The 19386-nt window shown below is 67.9% G+C and carries 15 protein-coding genes; 11 read left to right on the plus strand and 4 right to left on the minus strand.

What is annotated here, in order from left to right; all coding sequences use genetic code 11:
• The first annotated feature begins 70 nt into the window (after window positions 1-70).
• On the plus strand, window positions 71-1381 hold the full coding sequence (locus ACOQPE_RS16175) for a cytochrome P450 (RefSeq protein ID WP_420609889.1): 1311 nt from the start codon (window positions 71-73) through the stop codon (window positions 1379-1381).
• A 34-nt stretch (window positions 1382-1415) separates the two neighbouring features.
• Here ACOQPE_RS16175 and ACOQPE_RS16180 read toward each other — a convergent pair whose 3' ends face one another.
• Together ACOQPE_RS16180 and ACOQPE_RS16185 are read right to left on the minus strand one after the other, a co-directional pair.
• Window positions 1416-2516: a 4-oxalomesaconate tautomerase gene (locus ACOQPE_RS16180; protein WP_420609890.1), complete on the minus strand. Its 1101-nt coding sequence runs from the start codon at window positions 2514-2516 to the stop codon at window positions 1416-1418.
• 75 nt (window positions 2517-2591) lie between these two features.
• Complete coding sequence (locus tag ACOQPE_RS16185) at window positions 2592-3968, minus strand: TrpB-like pyridoxal phosphate-dependent enzyme (protein ID WP_420609891.1); 1377 nt, start codon at window positions 3966-3968, stop codon at window positions 2592-2594.
• A gap of 131 nt (window positions 3969-4099) precedes the next feature.
• Between ACOQPE_RS16185 and ACOQPE_RS16190 the strand changes: the two genes are divergently transcribed.
• Genes ACOQPE_RS16190 through ACOQPE_RS16205 form a run of 4 tightly spaced genes read left to right on the plus strand, consistent with a single transcriptional unit; the run spans window position 4100 to window position 8462 of the window.
• Window positions 4100-5152 carry an LLM class F420-dependent oxidoreductase gene (locus tag ACOQPE_RS16190; protein WP_420609892.1) on the plus strand — a complete coding sequence of 351 codons (1053 nt, stop codon included), beginning with the start codon at window positions 4100-4102 and terminating at the stop codon, window positions 5150-5152.
• A gap of 13 nt (window positions 5153-5165) precedes the next feature.
• On the plus strand, window positions 5166-5924 hold the full coding sequence (locus ACOQPE_RS16195) for an SDR family NAD(P)-dependent oxidoreductase (RefSeq protein ID WP_420609893.1): 759 nt from the start codon (window positions 5166-5168) through the stop codon (window positions 5922-5924).
• A gap of 55 nt (window positions 5925-5979) precedes the next feature.
• Window positions 5980-7605, plus strand: coding sequence for a sulfatase (locus ACOQPE_RS16200; RefSeq protein WP_420609894.1), 1626 nt, complete (start codon window positions 5980-5982; stop codon window positions 7603-7605).
• 11 nt (window positions 7606-7616) lie between these two features.
• On the plus strand, window positions 7617-8462 hold the full coding sequence (locus ACOQPE_RS16205) for a VOC family protein (protein ID WP_420609895.1): 846 nt from the start codon (window positions 7617-7619) through the stop codon (window positions 8460-8462).
• A gap of 6 nt (window positions 8463-8468) precedes the next feature.
• Here the strand turns inward: ACOQPE_RS16205 and ACOQPE_RS16210 are convergent, their stop codons facing one another.
• Entirely contained in the window at window positions 8469-9236 is a 768-nt protein-coding gene (locus ACOQPE_RS16210; protein WP_420609896.1) for a J domain-containing protein, read from the minus strand.
• Window positions 9237-9394: 158 nt separating this feature from the next.
• Here ACOQPE_RS16210 and ACOQPE_RS16215 point away from each other — a divergent pair, with 158 nt between their 5' ends.
• From ACOQPE_RS16215 to ACOQPE_RS16240, 6 genes are all read left to right on the plus strand, one after another.
• The gene (locus ACOQPE_RS16215; protein ID WP_420609897.1) at window positions 9395-10873 is read left to right on the plus strand and encodes a hypothetical protein; all 1479 of its coding nucleotides are present in this window, start codon (window positions 9395-9397) and stop codon (window positions 10871-10873) included.
• Window positions 10874-11070: 197 nt separating this feature from the next.
• Window positions 11071-13173 carry a polyphosphate kinase 1 gene (ppk1, locus tag ACOQPE_RS16220; protein WP_420609898.1) on the plus strand — a complete coding sequence of 701 codons (2103 nt, stop codon included), beginning with the start codon at window positions 11071-11073 and terminating at the stop codon, window positions 13171-13173.
• 230 nt (window positions 13174-13403) lie between these two features.
• The gene (gene leuA, locus ACOQPE_RS16225; RefSeq protein WP_420609899.1) at window positions 13404-15131 is read left to right on the plus strand and encodes a 2-isopropylmalate synthase; all 1728 of its coding nucleotides are present in this window, start codon (window positions 13404-13406) and stop codon (window positions 15129-15131) included.
• An 8-nt stretch (window positions 15132-15139) separates the two neighbouring features.
• Window positions 15140-15901 carry an alpha/beta fold hydrolase gene (locus ACOQPE_RS16230; RefSeq protein ID WP_420609900.1) on the plus strand — a complete coding sequence of 254 codons (762 nt, stop codon included), beginning with the start codon at window positions 15140-15142 and terminating at the stop codon, window positions 15899-15901.
• 50 nt (window positions 15902-15951) lie between these two features.
• Window positions 15952-17583 (plus strand): Mur ligase family protein, encoded by a 1632-nt coding sequence (locus tag ACOQPE_RS16235; RefSeq protein WP_420609901.1) that lies wholly within the window; start codon window positions 15952-15954, stop codon window positions 17581-17583.
• Between the two features lie 29 nt (window positions 17584-17612).
• Complete coding sequence (locus ACOQPE_RS16240; RefSeq protein WP_420609902.1) at window positions 17613-18737, plus strand: D-alanine--D-alanine ligase family protein; 1125 nt, start codon at window positions 17613-17615, stop codon at window positions 18735-18737.
• A gap of 119 nt (window positions 18738-18856) precedes the next feature.
• Here ACOQPE_RS16240 and ACOQPE_RS16245 read toward each other — a convergent pair whose 3' ends face one another.
• Window positions 18857-19171, minus strand: coding sequence for a hypothetical protein (locus ACOQPE_RS16245; RefSeq protein ID WP_420609903.1), 315 nt, complete (start codon window positions 19169-19171; stop codon window positions 18857-18859).
• Between the last annotated feature and the right edge of the window lie 215 nt (window positions 19172-19386).

The raw sequence follows: 19386 nt of genomic DNA on the forward strand, positions 1-19386 counted from the left end.
GATGATAGGGCCTGCCGGCGCCGCCGAGCGCACGCCGGTTGCTGCGGCAGGGCCGAGACTGGGAGGTCCAGTGAGCGCCGACGACTACCACACCGCACCGGATCAGCTCTCGCCCCCGCCGCCGGGCTGCCCGGTGCACGACAGCTGGTCGCCGCTCAACGAGGAATACCTGGCCGATCCCTACCCGATCGCCGCCCAGCTGCGCGAAGACCACCCGGTCTTCTACGCCGCCGAGATGGGCCACGTCGTGGTGACCCGCATGGACGACATCGAGCGAGTCTTTATGGACCCGGATACATATGCCTCATCCAACGTGCAGGACCCCATCTTCCCCCTCGCGCCCGAGGCGGCTGAGGTGCTCTCCGCGTCCGACTACGACCCCCAGGCAGTCATGTCGAACCGGGCCGAGCCCGACCACGGTCGCATCCGCGTGCACACACGCGGCGGGTTCTCGGTGCGGCGGCTGCGGACGCTCGAGGACTACATGCGCTCACGGGCCACCGAGCTGATCGAAGAGATGCTCGCCGGCCCCAAGCCCGCCGACTATGTCAAGGCGGTCGCGTTCCCGCTGCCAGCAGAGATCGTGTTCCGCTTCATCGGCTTCCCGCCCGAAGACGACCTCATGCTGAAGTCGTGGTGCGTGAACCGCAAGGCGTTCGCCTGGGGCAAGCCGACGGCAGCCGAACAGGCACACATGGCCGAGGGAATGCTGGCTTACTGGCGCTACTGCCGTGAGTTCGTGGCCGAGCGCCATCGAAATCGCACCGACGACTTCTGCTCCGAGTTGCTCGACGCACACGATGCCGACCCCGACCCCGAGGGCGGCACCGGGCTCAGCTACCGGGAGGTCGAGTCGGTCATCTACGGGATCTCCTTCGCCGGGCACGATCCGGTCACGAACCTGCTGTGCAACACGCTGCGCTGCCTGCTGCCGCGCCGGGACCAGTGGGAGGCCCTGGCTGCTGACCCGTCGCTGATCCCCACGGCGGTCGAGGAGACGCTGCGGTTCGACTCCAGCCAGGTGGCCTGGCGCCGGGTGACCACCCGCGACACCGAGCTCGGCGGGGTGCAGCTGCCGGAAGGAACACGGGTATTCCTGAACTTCGCCGCAGCGAACCGCGAACCGTGCGCGTTCGCCGAGACCGACCGGTTCGACGTCGACTCCTACGACATCGCCCGGCCCGATCCCCACGGCCACATCAGCTTCGGCAAGGGCATTCACTTCTGCCTCGGAGCGAATCTCGCCCGCATGGAGGCCCGCATTGCGCTGGAGATCCTGACCCAACGGGTGCCGTCGCTGCGGCTGCCGCCGCAGGATTACCGGACCTTCCCGAACATCACCTTCCGAGGCCCCGAGGAACTCTGGCTCGACTGGGACTGAATCTGGCCGGCAGCGGCCAGAGCGCAGAATCAGCTCAGCCCGACCACACCTCGGCAGGCACGTAGACAGTGCCGGACATGATCTTGCGGGCAGTGCGTGTGACGCCGCCGGAGACGACCCGCACGTGACCGTCACGCCGATCTGTGCGAAGCGCGACCTCCAGCGAACCACTCGGATGCTCGATCTGGATGCCGATCAGCTCGGCGCCGTCCACCAGCGATGCGGCCACCGTGCCCGGCAACGCGATGGCCGCCGCTACGCAGATGCCGCCTGAGACTGCGTGAGCCGGGTGGCACTGGGTGGGCGTGAAGTAACGCGACGTGATCGTGCCGCCCTCGCGAGCGGCCGACAGCAGACCGAACTTGGGCACGACGCTGCGGGACACATCGCCGAGGCCCATGCGCGCGCCAGCCTCCCGGCGTATGGCCTCCATCGTCGCCATGAACTCGGCGTCGCCGTCCAGCTCAGGCGGCGACTCGTGGCCGGTCCGGTCCAAGTCGGCGGCACGCACCATCACCATGGGCATGGCCACGTCGATCAGCGTGGCCTCGACCGCCACGCCGCCGGCCGTGATCGTCTCGATGGCGCAGCCGGTGGGCAGCATCGAGCCGGTCACTGATCCCTCGATGCCCCGGAACCGCAAGTCAACGGGTGCGGCCGTGCCGTCTACCCCGTCGATGGCGCAGTCGCCGTCATGGGTCAGCTCGCCGCCGGGCGTGCAGCAGACGACATCGATGAAGCTGCCGGTATTGACGTTGCGCACGATCAGCGATGTCGTCGGATCGACAGCCTGCACTAGCCCCGTCTCGATCGCGAACGGGCCGACGCCGACCAGCATGTTCCCGCAGGTGGGTTTGGTGTCCACCGTGCCCCAGACCGGGTCGACCTGCGCGAACAGGTAGTCCACGTCGGCGTCTGGATGTGCCGACCGGCCGACCACCGCCACCTTGCTGGTGACCGTCGTGCCGCCGCCCAACCCGTCGATCTGGCGACCGGTCGGGCTGCCCATGACGGCAGCCAGCACCGCGTCACGCATCACCGGATCGTCGGGCAGATCCTCGGCTGCAAAGAACGGCCCCCGAGACGTGCCGCCACGCATCAGCACGCACGGGATCGAACGCTGCCCGGCAGTCACGGCTTCAGCCTGCCACCCGCAGCCGTGCGGCAGGCCGGACGCCGTGCGCCGTCGTTGGTGGTCGAAGCCTTCGGATCAGCCGACTGCGGGGACGCCGGCCATGGCGTCGGCGATGGCGTCGTCGCTCAGGTCGACATCGACCAGCGCGCCCGACAGGTACGCCTCGTAGGCCGGGAGGTCGAGGTGGCCGTGGCCGCACATGGCGGTCAGGATGGTGCGCTCCTCCCCCGCCTGCTTCGCCGCCTCGGCCTCGCGCAGGGCAGCGGCCAGCGCATGAGTCGGCTCGGGCGCAGGCACGATGCCCTCGCTGCGGGCGAACTGGATCGCCGCTGCGAAGCACTCCTCCTGCGGTATCGCCAGTGCCTCGACCAGGCCGAGCTCGTAGATGTGCGACAGCAGCGGCGACATGCCGTGGTAGCGCAGCCCGCCAGCGTGGATCGGCTGCGGGATGAAGTCGTGGCCGAGCGTGTGCATCTTCAGCAGCGGCGTCATCATGCCGTGGTCGCCGAAGTCGTAGCGGTACTCGCCCCGAGTGAACGTGGGGCATGCCGCCGGCTCGATGCAACGGATCGTGGGATCCATCCGGCCCGCCAGCTTCTCGCGCAGGAACGGGAACGACAGCCCGGCGAAGTTCGATCCGCCGCCGGTGCAGCCCACGATCACATCCGGCGTCTCGCCGATCTTCGCAAGCTGCAACAGCGCTTCCTCGCCGATGATCGTCTGGTGCATGAGCACGTGGGTCAGCACACTGCCCAGCGAGTAGCGGGCGTTGGGATCGCCAGCGGCGGTCGCCACCGCCTCGGAGATGGCAACGCCGAGTGAGCCGGGATGGTCGGGATCGGCGGCCAGCAGCGACCGGCCGTACTCGGTCGCCTCCGACGGGCTCGAATGCACCCGGGCACCCCAGATCTCCATCATCGTCTTGCGGTACGGCTTCTGGCGGTACGACGCCGCCACCTGCCACACCTCGCACTCGATGCCGTACTGAGCCGTGGCGAATGCCAGCGCGGAACCCCACTGCCCCGCCCCCGTCTCGGTGGTCAGCTTGGTGACACCCTCAGCGTGGTTGTAGAAGGCCTGCGGCACGGCGGTGTTGGGCTTGTGCGAACCTGCCGGGCTGACGCCCTCGTACTTGAAGAAGATCTTGGCGGGCGTGTCGAGCGCAGCTTCGAGCCGGCGTGCCCGGTACAGCGGGCTCGGCCTCCACAGCCGGTACACGTCGAGGACGCCGCCGGGGATGTCCACGTGGGACTCGCCGGTGACCTCCTGCATGATCAGTCCCATCGGAAACAGCGGCGCGAGGTCGTCGGGGCCGATCGGCTCGTGCGTGCCCGGGTGCAGCGGCGGCGGGGGCGGCGCCGGCAGGTCAGGGATCACGTTGTACCACTGGGTCGGCATCTCGGATTCGTCGAGATTCACCTTGGTCGGGCCGTCATCGCGTTCGGTGCTCATTGCGTGCTCCTTCCTGCAAGCTGCCGCGTGGCTGGGTGCGCGCGGACTGTACCCGCCCACTTCTGTGCCGCTGGCCGCCAGCGCCCATACTGGGCACTCTTGGATTCCCCGCAACGACAAGGCGATGTGACATGAAGCTTGCAACCGGCGTCGGCTACTGGGCGGCTGGCCCGCCGCCTGATGCATTGGAGACGCTGCAACTCGCCGAGCAGCTCGGATTTCATTCCTTCTGGACCGCGGAGGCCTACGGCTCCGATGCCCTGACGCCGCTGGCATGGTGGGGCAGCCACACCGAGCACATCGGGTTGGGCACCGGCATCATCCAGATCTCTGCACGCACTCCGGCCGCTGTGGGCATGGCGGCGATCACGATGGATCACCTCAGCGGCGGCAGGTTCATCCTGGGCCTCGGCGTGAGCGGCCCGCAGGTGGTGGAGGGCTGGTACGGCCAGCCGTATCCCCGCCCGCTGGCTCGTACCCGGGAGTACATCGAGATCGTCCGGGCGATCCTCGAACGCGACAAGCCGGTGAGCTTCAGCGGCGACCACTACCAGATGCCCTACCCGGGGGGCATGGGCCTCGGCAAGCCGCTGAAGTCCACCGTGCACCCGTTGCGAGCCGACGTGCCGATCTACCTCGGCGCGGAGGGGCCGCGCAATGTGGCGCTGGCGGCCGAGCTGTGCGAGGGCTGGCTGCCGCTGTTCTTCGCCCCCAAGGACAACCAGTTCTATGCCGATGCGCTGAACGCCGGCTTCGCCGCGGCGGGCAAGCCATTGATCGGCGATGACGGGCGAATCCCCGACGATGCCGATTTCGAGGTGGTGTGCCCGATCAGCGTGGTACCCGACGACGACATCGAGCGTGCGGCCAACCGGATCCGCCCCATGCTGGCGCTCTACATGGGCGGGATGGGTGCGCGTGACGCCAATTTCCACTACGACGTGTTCTGCCGGATGGGCTACCAGCACGTCGCCGACGAGGTGCAGGACATGTACCTCACCGGCCACAAGCAGGAGGCCGCGGCGACCATCCCGATCGAGCTGGTCGAGGAGGTCTCGCTGATCGGCCCGATGGACAAGATCGCGGCAGACCTGCGGCGCTGGGACGACACCGTGGTGACCGTGCTGCAGCTCTCCGGCCCGCCGACGCTGCTGGCGGCGATGGCCGAACTGGTCGCAAACTGAGAGGCATCTGATCATGGACTTGACAGGCAAGCTGTCGGTGGTCACCGGGGGCTCCGGAGACATCGGACGGGCGATCTGCGAGGCGCTCGCTGCGGCCGGCTCAGATGTGATCGTGACCTACGTGGGCGATCAGGAACGCGCCGAAGTCAGCGCGGGGCTGGTGCGCGACACTGGCCGACAGGCCAGCATCTTGCAGCTCGACCAGCGCGACGAGGCCTCGATCGACGCGGCCGCGGCGGCGATCGCTGCACACGGGCGCTGCGATGTGCTCGTCAACAACGCGGCATGGAACATCGGCATCCCGTTCAGACATCTCGAGACGCTCGACTCGGCGACGTGGGACCGGGTGCAGGAGACCAACCTGCGCGGTCCGTACCTGCTGACACGGGCGCTGGCTGAGCTGCTGGCTGCCGACGGCGGCGGGCGTGTCGTCAACATCGCCTCGGTGGGCGGTCTGTTCCCCGGCTCGAGCAGCATCGCCTACAGCTGCTCCAAGGCGGCCCTTATCCATCTCACCCACTGCCTGGCCGTGGCAATGTCGCCTTCGGTCACAGTGAACTGCGTGGCGCCGGGCCTGGTGGAAGGCACCCGCATGGCGGCCCGCCTGCCCGACGAGATCTCCGAAGGGGCTCGGCGCGCGTCGCTGCTCGGCCAAGTGGGCAGCCCGATCGACATCGCCAACGCCACGGTGATGCTGTGCGAGGCCGAATCGATCACCGGCCAGACCGTGGTGGTCGACGGCGGCAACCCAGCCGCCATGAACTTCGGCTGAGCCGCCTGCGCCGCCCCGGCTGCTCCGCCGCCCACACCATCGACGGGAGATCGCCATGACCGCAGCCGCCAACGGCGCTCCGGCGCAGCCGAATGTGCTGTTCATCATCACCGACCAGCAGCGCGCCGATCACACCGGCTTCGGCGGCAACGAGGTGGTACGCACGCCCAACCTCGACGCGCTGGCGGCCCGGGGAATGGTGTTCGACAACGCCTGGGTGGCCAATCCGATTTGCATGCCGAACCGCTCCACGATCATGACCGGGCGCATGCCCAGCGCGCACGGCGTGGTCTTCAACGACCGGTCGCTCGAGCCGGGCGCCAACACCCACGTCCGGCAGTTCCGTGCAGCGGGCTATCGCACGGCGCTCATCGGCAAGTCGCACCTGCAGCACGGAATGTCGCGTAACGCGGTGTTACCGACAGGTGCACCCGCCGGCGCAGTCGACCAGTACTGGCCGACCGGCTGGGACACGCTCGAAGATGCAGAGCGCTACGTGAACGGAGCGCCCGAATTCCCCGACAGCTTCTACGGATTCGAACACGTCGAGCTGGCCATCGACCACGGCGCACGGGTCAGCGGTCATCATCTGCAGTGGGCACTCGATCGCGGAGGCCGCCTTGAAGACCTCATGGTGCCGTTGACCGCGGAGTCACCGGCCCGCCGCCGCTCGGAACGCTGGTGGCAGGTGTACGAACCGCCCTACGGGCCGGAGCTGCACTCCACGACGTTCGTCGCCGAGCGCACGATCGCCTTCATCGAAGACGCAGTCAATCAAGGCGGACCGTGGCTGGCGTGGGCCTCCTTTCCCGACCCGCACCACCCGATGACGCCGCCCGGCGAGTGGTTCGACCGCCACCGTGCCGACGACATGGAAGTGCCCGTCTCGGTCGACGACGCCTTGGAGGGTGCCCCTCAATATGTGCAGCACATCAGCCGGCTACACCCGAGCAAACAGCGCGGCTGGGTCACGCCCTGCGGCGTGGCCGGCGACCACCAGATGCTGCGCGAGGCCCTAGCGGCCACCTACGGGATGATCGAGATGATCGATGACGGCATCGGCCAGATCCTGGCTGCGCTCGACCGGCTCGGTCAGGCCGGCAACACCATCATCGTGTTCACCAGCGACCACGGCGACATGATGGGCGACCACGGGCTGATGCTGAAGGGATTCATGCACTACCGCGGCACCCTTGCAGTGCCGTATGTCATCGTCGACCCGCGGCGCTCGCCGGGCCGCACCCAATCGCCGGCCGGCAGCATCGACTTGGGGCCGACGCTGCTGGACCTTGCCGATCTGCCCGGCTACGACGGCATCGGAGGCCGCAGCCTCGTGCCCATCCTGGACGACCCCGCGGCGTCTGTGCGTGACGATGTGCTCATCGAAGACGATTTCCCGGGAGCGCTCGCCTTGGACATCCTGACCCCAGTGAAGACCCGCACGCTCGTCACCGCGGATCTGCGCCTCACCCGCCACAGCGATGGCTCTGAGCAGCTCTTCGACACAGCGGCCGATCCCGACGAGGTAGCCCCGCTCGGCCACAGCGACCCGGCACGTCGTGCCGAGATGTACGAACGCCTGGCTGCTGCCCTCATGGAAGCTGACGACATCGCCCGCGGCATGCCTGTGCACGCGCCCTCTGCCTCGCCAAACGGGAGCGAATCCTCCTTTCGGGCATAGCCTGCGACGCCATGCCGACCGACACCCTCGTCATGGATCACGTTGCCGTGGTCAGCGAACGCGCTTGGGACAACGTGATCCGATACAGCCGCGACCTGGGCGGTCGCTGGATCGGCGGCCCCGACAACGACCCCGCGTCGCAGGCAGGCGACGATTTCTACTTCTGCCAGGTGTCGTTCGACGGCGGCGCAAGGGTCGAGATCCTCGAACCGCTCGAGCACCCCGGCAGCGATTTCCTGCACCGCTTCCTGGCCCGCAACGGCCCTGGGCCGCACCACTTCACCTTCAAGACGCCCGACTTCGTCGACACCGTCGGTGCGCTCGGCGACGCCGGCTACAACGTCATCGGGGTCAACGAAGAGAACCCGCTGTGGAAGGAAGCGTTCCTCCACCCCAAGGACAGCTGGGGCATGGTCATCCAGATCGCTTGGGCGGGCGGCGAAGGCTGGGACGACGCCCCGCCCCTGCCGCCCACTCGCCACGGGCGGTCCACATCGTTGGCGACCGTGGTCCACTTGACGTCCGATGTACAGGCCGCGGCCGCGCTGTTCCGAGGACCGCTGGGCATGGAGCAGACCGACGAGTGGAAAGACCCCAACGTCGGAACCGGGGTGGACCTGCGCTCAGGCCCGTGGAACCTCAAGCTCATCCAGCCAACCGACGCCAACCTGGCCCACTGGATGGGCAACCGGCCGGGCCGCCTGCAGCTCCTGCACTTCCAGCTCGACGACCCCGGCTTGGTTCCGGGCGCGCAACGGGTGGGCGTGTGCGGCGGAGGCGAGCAGCAGGACGCGATGTTCATCGTGCCGCCCGAGAACAACCTAGGCGTGCGTCTCATGCTCACGGAGCACGACTGACAGCAACTACTCCGCAGCAGGCGGCTCCCAGCGGTCTACGGGCACCAGGCAGAGGCGGCGTCCAGCGATCGGGGCTGGGTGGGCGGTGGCATCAGGATGACGGCAGCGGTCGCTGGCGGACGTTGTGATGATCTCATCAAGCACGCCGTCGGTCTGCGGCCAGTCGCACCCGACCGTGAACAGCGTGCCATCGGGATCAAACCAGAAGCACTCCCCCACCTCGAGCGCCGCAACCCTCGACTGATCGACGTTGTCGCTGGCGGTCATGTAGGCGCTGGCCACGAAGATCACCAGGCCCACCACAGCGATCGCCAGCCACGGCAGCACCCGCACCACCATCGCCGCACTGCGGTGGCGGACCACGAAGCCGCCTGGGCCGCCTGGCTCAACCGTGGCGCCGCTGCGTTCGTGAGCCCACGGATCACCCAGATCAGGCTCATGCGGCTCGGTTCCCGTGCTCGATGTCGGCCGGGCAGTGGGCGCCGCTCCGGCGGCATGGTCACCAGCGGCGGCGCCTGTTGGCCGACTGCGGGCCTCCAGTTCGGCTCGCTCGGCGTCGTAGGAGCGGCGCGTTTCGGCGGAACCGAGCACGCGCCACGCTTCGTTCACTGACCGCATCCGGCTGTCGGAACGCTCGCTCTGGGCCTCTGTGACATCACCACGCTGATCGGGATGATTGGCCCGCGCCGCTCGGATCCACGCTCGCCGTATCGCGGCGGTGTCGGCGTCCGGGCGTACTCCCAGCGTCGCGTAATGATCGGGCAGTTGGGCCACTGGTGGCCTCCTACCGGTGACGCTACTGCTGGCTGTCGAGCGCTACGCCGCTGCTCGGGACCCCTGTGCCCGTCCACCGACCCGGCCTCGCGACAACCCCGTTCGCTAACGTCGCGTCCCGTTCACCCCGCAGTTCCCGACCACGAGGTCGCATCGCCATGACGAACAGCCAGATCGATCCCCGCACCCCCGTTCTTGTGGGCGCTGGACAGTTCAAGCAGCGCCCTGAGGTTCCTGTCGAGGCGCTCGAACCAGTCGCCATGATGGCCGAGGCACTGGCCGCGGCTGCGCAAGATGCTGGCGCGCCGACACTGACCTGCCGGGCCACGCACACCTGGGTCGTAAAGGGCGCCTGGCCGTATTCCGACCCGGCCGCGTTGCTCAACGAGCGCTTCGGGGCCACAGGCAAAACCGGACTCTCCACCGACGGCGGCAACACACCGCAGTCGCTGGTGAATGAAGCCTGCCAACGCATCAGCGCCGGCGACGCCGACATCGTGCTGATCGCCGGAGCGGAAGGCATTTGGAGCCGACGCCGGGCGCGTCGGGCAGACCAGCGCATTCCCTACACCGACCAGACCGATGTGCGGCCCGACGAATATCTCGGCAAAGACGTCGTGATGAACAACAAGGTGGAAGCCGAACGCGGCCTGAGGGACCCGATCTGCCTCTACCCGGTCTTCGAGTCGGCCTTTCGGGCGTCGCGCGGCGAGTCGATGGACGGCCATCGCGACCGCGTTGCCGCGATGTGGGAGAAGTTCAACCAGGCAGCAGTGGCCAACCCGTACTCATGGGTGCGAACGCCCATGACGGCAGAGGAGATCCGCAACCCGAGCCCCGGCAACCGGCTCGTCGGCTTCCCCTACACGAAGTCGATGAACTCCAACTGGGATCTCGACTTGGCCGCCGCGCTCATCATGTGCTCCGCGGAGGCGGCGACGGCCGCAGGGGTGCCCACCGACCGCTGGGTATTCCCCCATGCCGGCACGGACGGGCGCGACACCGACTTCGTGTCCAACCGGGGCGATCTGCACAGCTCCCCCGCCATCCGGGTGGCGGGCCGGCGGGCGATGGAGCTGGCAGGCGTGGACGTTGACGACATCGACTACGTCGACCTGTACTCGTGCTTTCCCTCTGCGGTGCAGATCTCTGCCACCGAGCTGGGCCTCGGACTGGAGCGCGACCTGACGCTCACCGGCGGGCTCACCTTCGCCGGCGGACCGCTCAACAACTACGTCACCCACTCCATCGCCACGATGGCCAACACGCTGCGCGAGAACCCGGGCAGCATCGGGCTCTGCTCGGCGAACGGCGGCTACCTCACCAAGCATGCGTTCGGCATCTACTCGACCTCGCCGCCCTCCGACGGCTTCCGCCACGAAGACTGCCAGCACGAAATCGACCAGTTCCCGTCGGTCGAGTTGGATGACGACTACAGCGGCGACGCCACCATCGAGGCCTACACCGTCATGCACGGCCGGGAGGCGCCCGAAGTGGCCTTGGCAGCGGTGCGGACGCCGAACGGGCGGCAGTGGGCCCGCTGCAGCGACCCATCGCTCATGGACGAGATGACCCAGACCGAGTTCATCGGCACCGACGTGGTCGTCAGCGACTCCTTCGAGTTCGCACCGGCCTGAGCGCTGGCGGGGGCAGGTGTCCACAAGACGCTTGCCCGATGCTCACATGTTGTCCACAAGCCGCGCCTGCAGATAGCGGCGAGCTAGGGGACTTGGCCGCCCCCTTGTGGACAGTGACACCGATTGCGTACTCTCACGGGCGCAGGGTGCTTCGCCCCGCTGTGCCTTGCATTGACCGCACAGGGGCTTGAGCCGTCATGTCCGCCGCCAACGGGGCCCGATCACCCAAGCGCTACCTCAATCGAGAGTTGTCTTGGCTGGACTTCAACCATCGCGTCCTGGCACTCGCGCATGATCGAGAGCTTCCGCTGCTCGAGCGCATCAGGTTCGTGGCTATCCACGCATCGAATCTCGACGAGTTCTTCCAGGTACGGGTGCCCACGGTGCTCGACTCCATCGAGGCCGGAGTGCGCCAAGCCGGCTCCGACGGGCTGACCCCGCGGGCACAGCTCAAGGGGATCCAGGCGGCCGCGGCCGAACAGCTCGGTGACGCTTCGTTGCTGTTCGAGGACGAGCTGCGACCGGCGCTCGCTGCGGAGGGGATCTCCTTCGTCGAACCCGACGATCTCGACGCCACCAGCCGCGCCTGGGTAGCCGAGCTCTTCAGCGAGCAGGTGTTCCCGGTGCTGACCCCGCTTGCCGTTGATCCAGCTCACCCCTTTCCGTACATCTCTGACCTATCGCTGAATCTGGCCGTGTTCGTCGAGCACTCCCGCAGCGGTCCGTCGTTCGCCCGTGTGAAGGTGCCGCCGATCCTGCCGCGATTTCTGGCTCTGCCCGACGAGCACCGCTTCATCACGCTGGAATCGGTCATCGCCTGGCATCTTGACGACCTGTTCCCGGGCGTGAAGCTGCTGAGCCACAGCACGTTCCGGGTTACCCGCGACGCTGATCTCGACATCGACGACACCGAAACCGATGACCTGCTCAAGCACATGGAGCTCGAGTTGCGCCAGCGGCGCTTCGGCGGTGCAGTGCGACTCGAGGCCGCGCCCGACCTGGGCAGTGACGCGCTGGACATGCTGACTCGCGAGCTGAAGCTGACGCACGATGACGTCTACACCTCGAAAGGACTGCTCGGCCTGTCGGACCTGTTCGAGCTGTACGGCATTGATCGCGACGATCTCAAGACGCCGCCCCACAATCCGCGAACACCGCTGCCGCTACGCGCCTCCACTGAAGCCAGTGCGCTGCTCGCCAGCGGCACGGCGAGCCGGCGAGGCACCGCAGAGGAGTCCGAGACCGGCGCCGACTTCTTCGACGTGCTCAAACGCCAAGACGTCCTGGTGCATCTGCCGTACGAGTCGTTCACCACCAGCCTCGACGCGTTCATCCGCCAAGCCGCCGACGATCCGGACGTGCTCGCCATCAAGCTGACCATGTACCGGACTTCGGAGCGGACCCGACTCGTCGATTCGCTCATCCGGGCTGCGGAGCGCGGCAAGCAGGTCGTGGTGGTCGTGGAGCTGAAGGCCCGCTTCGACGAGCACGCCAACATCGAGTGGGCACGCATCCTGGAGCGCGCGGGCGTGCATGTGGCCTACGGCGTCGTTGGTCTGAAGACCCACTGCAAGCTGGCCATGGTGGTGCGGCGTGAGCCCCGGGGCATCGCCCACTACTGCTTCGTCGGCACCGGCAACTTCAACGCCGACACGGCCCGCATCTACGAGGACTTCGGCCTGCTCACTGCCGACAGGGACTTTGCAGCCGACGTGGCCGCGCTGTTCAACTCGCTCACCGGCTACAGCCGCAAGACCGACTACCGCAAGCTGGCCGTGGCACCCCACAGCCTCGGTCAATCGCTGGTCAAGCACATTGCAGCCGAGGCCGCCGAGCCCGATGGCCACATCTTCATGAAGATGAACGCCATCGTCGACAGCGAGGTGATCGACGCCCTCTATGAGGCATCACGGCAGGGCTGCCGCATCGACCTCGTCGTGCGCGGCATCTGCTGCCTGGTCCCCGGCGTCGAGGGCATGAGCGAGAACATCTCGGTGCGCAGCATCGTGGGTCGCTTCCTGGAGCACAGCCGGGTGTACCGGTTCGGGAATACCGACCGGGGCTACACGATCCTGCTGGGCTCGGCCGACGCCATGCCGCGCAACCTGCGCTACCGCGTCGAGGCTCTGGCGCCCGTGGAGGAGCCTGCACTCGTCAGCGAGCTTGTTGATCTCACCGACATGTACCTCGACGACGGCATTGCTCGCTGGGAGCTCGGCAGCGATGGCGAGTGGGCCAAGCACTGCGGCACCGATCTGCACGAATCGATGCTGAGGCTGCACGCCGACCGCCGCCCCTAGCGCCCGTGTAGACTGCTCTCCGTGATTCGCACCTCGACTCACACCCAACTGCTTTCCGCTACCGGACTGCTCCTTCTTACCTAGGCGAGGACCGCACAGGTCCTCGCCCAACCTCCTGCGCCTCCGGGCCAGGGGGTTTTTTCGTGGCCCGAACACGACCGATCCACCCGAAACCGACCGATCCGATTTCCCAGAACCCCAATCGACCGCCCCAACCGCAGGAGATTCCCATGGCAGACGTGAAGCGCATCAGCGCCCAGCAGCCGAGCTCGATGCCGTACAGCCTCTATGGCACCTACGCCTATCCCGCGCATCTGCCGGACCGCACCTGGCCCGACAAGATCATCTCGGAGGCGCCGCTGTGGTGCTCGGTGGACCTGCGCGACGGCAACCAGGCCCTCATCGACCCGATGGACGTGCCGCGCAAGCGCCAGATGTTCGAGGTGCTCGTCGAGATGGGGTTCAAGGAGATCGAAGTGGGGTTCCCGTCGGCCTCAGCGCCCGACTTCGAGTTCTGCCGCATGCTCGTGGAGGAGGACCTGGTACCCGACGACGTCTGGATCCAGGTGCTCACGCAGAGCCGGCCCGAGCTGATCGAGCGGACCTACGAGTCGATCGCCGGGGCCAAGAACGCGATCGTGCACCTGTATAACCCGACGTCGGAGCTGCAGCGCCGGGTGGTGTACCGGCTGGACAGAGAGGGCATCCGCGACATCGCCATCTCCGGCACCCGGCTCTGCAAGGAGCTGGCCGAACGCCATGACGGCGGGGCGATCCGCTTCGAGTACTCGCCCGAGTCGTTCACGGGCACCGAGATCGACTTCGCGCTGGAGGTGTGCAATTCCGTCAGCGCGGAATGGGGCGCCACCGCCGCGGATCCGATCATCCTGAACCTGCCCGCCACCGTGGAGATGGCGACCCCGAATACCTACGGCGACCTCATCGAGTACTTCCATCGAAACGTGGACAATCGCGACGCCGTCGTGCTGTCGCTGCATCCTCACAACGACCGCGGCTGCGGCGTGGCGGCGGCAGAGTTCGGCGTGATGGCCGGAGCTGACCGGGTGGAAGGCACCCTGTTCGGCAACGGCGAGCGCACCGGCAACGTCGACATCATCACGCTGGCGATGAACCTGTTCAGCCAGGGAGTCGACCCAGAGCTGGACATCAGCCACATCGATCACCTGCGCCGCATTGCCGAGTACTGCAACCAGCTGCCGGTGCATCCGCGCCATCCCTACGGCGGCGACCTGGTGTACACGGCGTTCAGCGGCAGCCACCAGGACGCCATCAAGAAGGGCTTCGAAGCGCTGGCCGACGACTACGACTTCTGGGAGGTGCCCTACCTGCCGATCGATCCGGCGCATGTGGGCCGCACGTACCAAGACGTCATTCGCGTGAACAGCCAGTCGGGCAAGGGCGGCGTGGCCTACGTGATGAAGAACAGCTTCGGCCTCGACCTGCCGCGCCGGCTGCAGATCGAGTTCAGCAGTGTGATCCAGGCGATCACCGACGAGGGCGGCGAGATCCTGCCGGAGGCCATCAAGAAGACCTTCGACGAGACCTACCTGCATGCCGAGTCGCCGTACGCCTACCTGGGCCATCGCAGCTACTTCGACTCGGAGTCGTCCGACGAGTCGGAAGTGGAGGCCACCATCAAGGGCCCCGACGGCGAGGTGCGCGCGAAGGGGCGCGGCAACGGCCCGCTGTCCGCGTTCAAGACCGCATTGGCCGACGCGCTCGGCGTCGAGGTCAGCCTCGTCGACTACCACGAGCACGCTGTGGGCGCAGGCGCGGATGCCACCGCCGCGGCCTACGTCGAGATCGAGACACCCTCTCGGGACGTGTACTGGGGCGTCGGGCTGCACCCGAACATCGTCACGGCCAGCTTCCGAGCGCTGCTGTCGGCCATCAACCGCTCGCATCCTGGGCCCGACTCGGAGGTCCTCGCCCGCTGAGTTCGCCGGTGCTGAGCAGCTTCGCCGGCGGCAGCCTCTTCGGCAGCCGTGTCGGTGATCCGCCAGCCGACGTGCTGGCGCTGCATGGCTGGGGCCGCAGCCACACCGACTTCGACACCGCCCTGACCGGTCTTGTCGAGTCGCGAGGAACTACCGGCGCCATCGCGGTTGACCTGCCCGGTTTCGGCGCCAGCCCAGCGCCGGAAGCGCCGTGCGGCGCCGCCGGCTATGCAGAGATGGTCCGTCCGGTCCTCGACGAATGCGGCCCGCGCGTCGTGCTGGTGGGCCACAGCTTCGGGGGGCGGGTTGCGGTCGAACTGGCAGCGCGATTCCCGGATGCTGTCGCGGCGCTGGTGCTGTGCGGGGTGCCGCTGCTTCGACGAGCCGACCGCCCCGCTGCGCGGCCAGCCCTGCGATACCGCCTGGCTCGCACGCTGCACCGGCGCGGCTTGCTCGGCGACGACGCCATGGAACGCATGCGGCAGCGCTTCGGCAGCGCCGACTACCGCAGCGCTACCGGAGTCATGCGAGATGTGCTGGTGACGGTCGTCAACGAGACCTATGAAGCTCAGCTCGGCGAGATCTCCCAGCCGGTGGAGCTGGTGTGGGGCCGCGAAGACGATTCGGCACCGATGGAGGTAGCACAGCGGGCCGGCGGCATCCTTGCCGACGCCCGGCTGACGGTCCTCGACGGCGTGGGCCACTTCGTGCCGACCGAGGCTGCACCGTCGCTCGCCGATGCCATTTCACAACGCCTCGACGTGCTGTGACAACCTCTGAGGCGCGTGCCTAGCGAACGACTGCCTGCGGGCGGGATCAGATGAACCAGATCGTGCTGTGGACGTCGGTCGTCGCCGGCATGATCTCGGCCGCTCGCTGGCTGCGAATCGCCCAGCGTGAGCACTATGGGGTTGGCCGAACGTCGCGATTCGCCCGGCGCTGGTGGCTGCTCGACAGGAACAATCGCGTGCTGGCATTCGCGGCCGCCGCCGGAGTGGTGCTGAGCGGCACGTTCTGGTGGGCGCCGGCGATCACTGCGGCCGCCGTCGCGGTCGGTCCGCAGGGCCTCGACATTCGGGGGCGGTCCAGCCCGCTGGCGTGGACCCGCCGGCTCGCCACCGTGGCCATCACCTTGGCGCTGCTGTGGTTGATCCTGGTTGGCGTGGGCCTCCTGGTGGGACTGGCCGAGCCCGTGGTGGCGGTGCTGCTCTTCGGCATGCCGCTGTGGGTGGACGTCTCGCTGGCGATCTTGACACCGCTCGAAGCCGTGCTGTCTCGCCGCTGGGTGCACCGCGCGCAACAACGCCTGGACGAGGTCGATCCGGTGCGGGTCGCGGTGACCGGTTCGTATGGCAAGACCACCATCAAGGGCTACCTGCGCCAGCTCGTGGAGGGATCCCGCGCGGTGGTGGCAACGCCCGCCAGCTTCAACAACACCGCAGGGATATGTCGCAGCGTCAACGAGCACTTGGTGCCCGGCACCGAGGTGTTCGTCGCGGAGATGGGCACCTTCGCCGCCGGCGAGATCGCCGCCATGACCCGCTGGGTGCGCCCGTCGGTGTCGATACTGGCCTCGATAGGCCCGGTTCACCTCGAGCGCTTCGGCAGCCTCGACCGCATCGTGGCCGCCAAGGCGGAGATCTTCGCAACGAGTCGCACGGCAATTCTCAACGTCGATGCCTACGGATTGAGCGCAGAAGCCGACCGGTTGGCCGCCTCGGGTCTGCGGGTTATCCGGTGTTCGACTCAGGACCCGAGCGCGGATGTGACCGTGCTGCCCGTCACTGCACCTGCCGACGCGCCGGCCAGCGCGTTCGTGAACGAGGCCACCGTCACGCGTCGCATCACTGTGTTCGGCAGGGAGATCGCCATCGGACCGCTCGGCGGCGCAGCGCCGGCGAACGTCGCTTGCGCTGTGGCTGCGGCATCGGTCCTGGGAGTCTCCGACGCAGACATCGCGAGCCGCTTGGGCGACCTGCCGACGCCTGACCACCGCCGCACCGCCGGGCGCAGCCCCGGGGGGGTCATGGTCATCGACGACACCTACAACTCCAATCCGGCCGGGGCGCGCGCTGCGCTGTCCATGCTGGCGAACACCGACGCCGGACGGCGCGTGGTGGTCACGCCGGGCATGGTCGAACTCGGCCGCAGCCAGGCGCACGAGAACCGCCAGCTCGGCGAGCATGCCGCCGAGATTGCCGACGACGTGCTCATCGTGGGCCGGACCAACCGGGTTGCGCTGCTGGGCGGCGCTGCCGGGTGGGACAGGGCCACCGCGCGCCGAGCGACGCGCGGACGCAGCGCACGCACCCTCGTCCACGACCGCACCGGCGACCGCGCCACGGTTCGCTGCATGGCAAGCCGCGAGGATGCGGTGAAGTGGGTGCGCGCGCATCTCGGCGCCGGCGACGCAGTCCTCTACGAGAACGACCTCCCCGACCACTACCCCTGACCGCCTCCCGTCCATGAGAACATGGCCCCATGACCCGTCCCGGCGTGTGTTTCGGCGGACCGTCGCCTGAGCACGACATCTCGATCCTCACGGGCTTGCAGGCGGTGCATGCGCTTGCCGATGCCGGGCGCAACCCGGTGGCGCTGTACTGGTCGCCCGTCGGCACATGGCACGAGGTGCCGCCCGACATCGAGGCGTCGGCCTTCGCCGAGGGCCTGCCGCGCTCGGCAACCGAGATCGAGCCCGCAGCACGCCCAGGCGGCGGATTTGTCCGTGCGGACCGGCGTCGCCGGCCAGTGCCGGTCGACGTCGTCGTCAATTGCTGTCACGGCGGCCCGGGCGAGGACGGCGGCTTGCCGGCCCTGTTGGACCTGGCCGGCTTGGCATACACCGGTCCAGGGCAGCGCAGCGCCGCTGTCTGCATGGACAAGCTGGCGTTCAGCGGTGCCGCCGAAGCGGCCGGGCTGCCCACGCTGCCGCTCTGGCTGCTCACCGAAGAGTCACCGAGCGATGATGCAGCGGCAGATCTGGCCGGCGTTCCGCTGATCGTCAAGCCGCGTTTCGGCGGGTCGTCCATCGGCATCGAGATTGTGGACGACCTCGCGACGGCGAGGGCGCTGGCGCGTTCGTCGCCGCTGCTGCGCGACGGCGCTGTCGTACAGCGCTACCTCAGCGACATCACCGACCTGAACATCTCGGTGCGCACCTGGCCGGAGCTGCGGCTGAGCGCCGTGGAACGGCCGCTGCGCAGCGACAGCACGATCTACACCTACGCCGAGAAGTACCTGACAGGCGGGGGCGGCATGGCCACGGCGCCGCGCGAGCTGCCTGCCGTGCTGCCGACAGCCATCGAGTCATCCCTTCGCGCGGCGGCGGCCCAGGTGAGCCGCCTCGTCATGGCCCGGTCGGTCATGCGCATCGATTTCCTCTGGGATGGCGGCGACGACCCGAGCGGGTTGTGGGTGAACGAGATCAACCCGATTCCCGGCTCGCTGAGCTGGTACTTCTGGTCGCACGAGGGCGACAGCCTCATCGAGCTGCTCGACGACCTCATCGCCGAGGCGCTTCACGGGCCCACACGCCGCTTCGTCACCCAAGGCGCCGACGGCACAGCCCTGCGCTCCGTGGGGTCCATCGCCGCGAAGCTGGCGTAACGGCAGAGACCACATCTGTCGGAGCGCGACGCGGACCGTCTGCGGGCTGCCCTCCCCCCAGATGGTGAGCAGGGTGCTGGAGAGTGCCCAAACCGCCGCGGCCGGCTCGCTGCGTCCTGTTAGGCGGCGGTGCCGTTCTGGCGGCCGATCTGCGACAGGATGCCGTCGTGGCGGGCAACCGTCTGCTGCAGCGCGGCAATGTCGCTGCGCATGCCTTGCATCTCACTTCGCACGGCTGCGAACTCGGTCTGCATCTCGGCTCGCACGGCTGCGAACTCGGTCTGCATCTCGGCTCGCAGGGAGCGGATCTCGGCGCGCATCTCGGTGCGCAGGTCGGCGATGTCGGCTCGGATGCCGCGCATGAAGAAGAACAGCATGGCCAAGAACCCGGCCCCGAGCACACTCACGATCGCTGCAATCACCGCAGAATCCATCGTAACCACTCCGCAGTCGGCGCTCCCGCAGCCCCACGGCCGCGAACCCCAACCTAGACTTGCCCGAAACGCAGTTTCAACTTATTTCAGTTGATCTCAAGCGATTTCAGTCATCGCAGGCTGCGACGCGGAAATTTCAAGACATCCGTCCGGCATGACGGCAACTTGTTGAGTTCACGAGAGTCCAAACGCACAGAACAAATTCGCGGCTGCGG

It is taken from the genome of Candidatus Poriferisodalis sp., from assembly GCF_965219595.1.
Classification (GTDB): Bacteria; Actinomycetota; Acidimicrobiia; order Acidimicrobiales; family Poriferisodalaceae; genus Poriferisodalis.